The sequence below is a fragment of the Paracoccus sp. S-4012 genome (assembly GCF_009674885.1).
In the GTDB taxonomy this organism is placed as follows: domain Bacteria; phylum Pseudomonadota; class Alphaproteobacteria; order Rhodobacterales; family Rhodobacteraceae; genus Paracoccus.
In genome coordinates, this window is record NZ_WKKA01000039.1 from 1 (window position 1) to 2649 (window position 2649).

Sequence of the window (2649 nt, forward strand, 5' to 3'; positions counted from 1 at the left end):
TACAACTCAATTACAGAACGCCCACGGGACCGAGGAGCGCGAAGTGCTCTACCCGTGGCACCCTTGGGCGGGTCGATCGGTTCACGTTCACGAGGTGATCGAGAAGGCAGGCTGGGCGGCGCTTCGCTGTAGCCCGACTGGGGTCACGTCCGATCGTCGGCTGGAGGTTCCGGTCTGGATGTTCGATCGGGCCGCCAGCCAAGGCTGGCAGGCAGAAGCGGCGCCGGTTGCCTCGGTGGCGGCTCTGAGAGCTCTGGCAGCATTGCTGCACGACGCGGCCGGCGTTCGCGATGGCGCACCGCAACCGCGAGATTCGAGCGCAGCATCGGGGTCCCAAGAGGCGATTCCGGGAGATGCCGATGCGACGCCGACCGACACCACAACAACTCGAGTTGTTCGCCCGCCCCTGCGACGCCGACCTGGTCCCGGCGCCACATTGGCAGACGCTGCCCGAGGAGGCGCGGGTGACGCTGACCGAGCTGATGGTCCGCTTGATCCTCGACCACACCGGAGCTCAAGCGCCTCACCTGACGGAGGCGCGGCATGAAGCATGAGAAGGTCAGTCCGCACCATCTGGAGCGCAAGGCGATACTCTACGTGCGGCAGTCCTCTGCCCACCAGGTGCTGCACAACCGCGAGAGCGGCGCCCTGCAATATGCGATGCGCGACCGGCTGGCGACGCTCGGCTGGTCCTGCATCGAGACGATCGACGACGACCTTGGCCGTTCGGCGGCGGGCGGTGTCACGCGGGCTGGCTTCGACCGGATGGTGGCCGAGGTCTGCCTGGGCAAGGTCGGTGCGGTCGCGGCGCGCGAGGTGTCGCGCTTCGCCCGCAACAGCCGGGACTGGCAGCAGCTCATCGAGATGTGCCGGGTCGTCGACACCGTCCTGGTCGATCAGGAGGCCGTATATGCGCCGCGCCAAGGCAACGACCGTCTGCTTCTCGGCCTGAAGGGCAGCCTCAACGAGTACGAGCTCGATCTGCTCCGCCAGCGGTCGCTGTCCGCCCGTTACGAGAAAGCCCGCCGTGGCGAGTTGGTCGTCGCGGCTCCCGTCGGCTTCGTGAAGGCCGGCGACAGGCTCGAGAAGGATCCTGACCGTCGCGTCCAGGAGGCCATCGTCCTCGTCTTCGACAAGGTGGCCGAGCTTGGCAGCGCCCGGCAGGCCCTGCTCTGGTTCCTGGAGCACGGGCTGGACTTGCCGGCCAGGCACGCCAATGGCGACGTGATCTGGCGGAGGCCAACCTATGCCACCATCCACCGGATGATCGAGAACCCAGTCTACGGCGGCGCCTACGCCTATGGTAAGACCCGGGTTGTGCCGAGGCACGGCGCGGCCGTTCCGCGATCCGGCAGCCGCCGCAAACCGCGCGGTGAGTGGCTGGCGCTGAAGCCCGGCGCACACGAAGGTTATGTCAGCTGGGAACGGGCAGAGGCGATCCGCGCGATGGTCAGCGACAACGTCCCCGCGAGCCGGCATCATGGAGCGCCCAAGCACGGCGATGCCCTGCTCGCCGGCCTGGTTCGCTGCCGGCGCTGCGGTCGCAAGCTGACGGTCCGCTACACCGGGGCCAAGCATGACATCCCGCGCTATTCCTGCTGGCGCGGCCTGCTCGACAATGGCGAGCCGCGCTGTATCGCCTTCGGCGGCCTGCGGGTCGACGATGCCATCGAGGAAGCGCTGCTGCGGGTGGTCGAGCCGGGCGCCATCGCTGCCGCCGCCGAGGCTGAGGCGCAGGCCGCCAGTCGCCGCGATCAGGTTCGCGAAGCGCTCGCGCGTGATCTCGTAGCGGCCCGCTACGGCGCTGACCGCGCCTTCCGCCAATACGATGCCGCCGATCCCGAGAACCGGCTTGTGGCGGCGGAACTGGAAGCGCGGTGGAACCGCGCCCTCGCACGCGCCGCCGAGATCGAGGCCAGGATCGCCGCGCATGATGCCGCCGCCCCCAAGCCTTCCCCCTTGGCGGCGATGGAGGCCGCCACCCTCGGCACGAACCTTCGAACTGTCTGGGCGGCGCCGACGACCGATGCCCGGCTCAAGAAGCGTATCGCGCGCACCGTCATCCTCGAAGTGGTCGCCGACATCGATGACAATGCCTCCGAGATCGTCCTTCTGATCCACTGGATCGGCGGCGTTCATACCGAGCTGCGCTTGGCGAAGCGGCGTCGAGGCCAGCGCAACAGCACCACACCTGAGATCATCGCAGCGGTACGCCAACTCGTTCTCATCGCCTCCGACGATCTGATTGCCGGCATCCTCAACCGAAACGGTCTGCTGACCGGCCATGGTAACCGATGGACCCGTGAGCGCGTCACTGCACTCAGGTCGCACCACAAGATCCCGGTGTTCCGCCCGACTTCGGACGGCATCGAGCCCTGGCTCAACCTGACCAACGCCGCGCGCCTGCTCGGCGTTACAACGAAGACCCTCAGACTCGCCGCCGAAGCTGGCGACATCCAGGGCATTCACCCGCTACCGGACGGCCCATGGATCTTCGGTCGTTCGGAACTCGGACATCCGGCAGCCCAGCGGCTCGTTCACCGAGCCCGACAGAGCCCTAGATACCCCACAGGATCGAACCCTGATCAGCAAAACCTATTCACTTCAACAGCATAGTTAGATGGGTGCAATGAAACAGGATTGTAGTCG

2 protein-coding genes are annotated in these 2649 nt (G+C 67.0%); both read left to right on the plus strand.

Annotated features, from left to right (window positions below; translation table 11 throughout):
• Positions 1–359 precede the first annotated feature (359 nt).
• Entirely contained in the window at positions 360–554 is a 195-nt protein-coding gene (locus GI374_RS18655; RefSeq protein WP_229583588.1) for a hypothetical protein, read from the plus strand.
• Complete coding sequence (locus GI374_RS18660; protein WP_154338492.1) at positions 544–2616, plus strand: recombinase family protein; 2073 nt, start codon at positions 544–546, stop codon at positions 2614–2616. Before GI374_RS18655 ends, GI374_RS18660 begins: the two co-directional genes overlap by 11 nt.
• Positions 2617–2649: the final 33 nt, after the last annotated feature.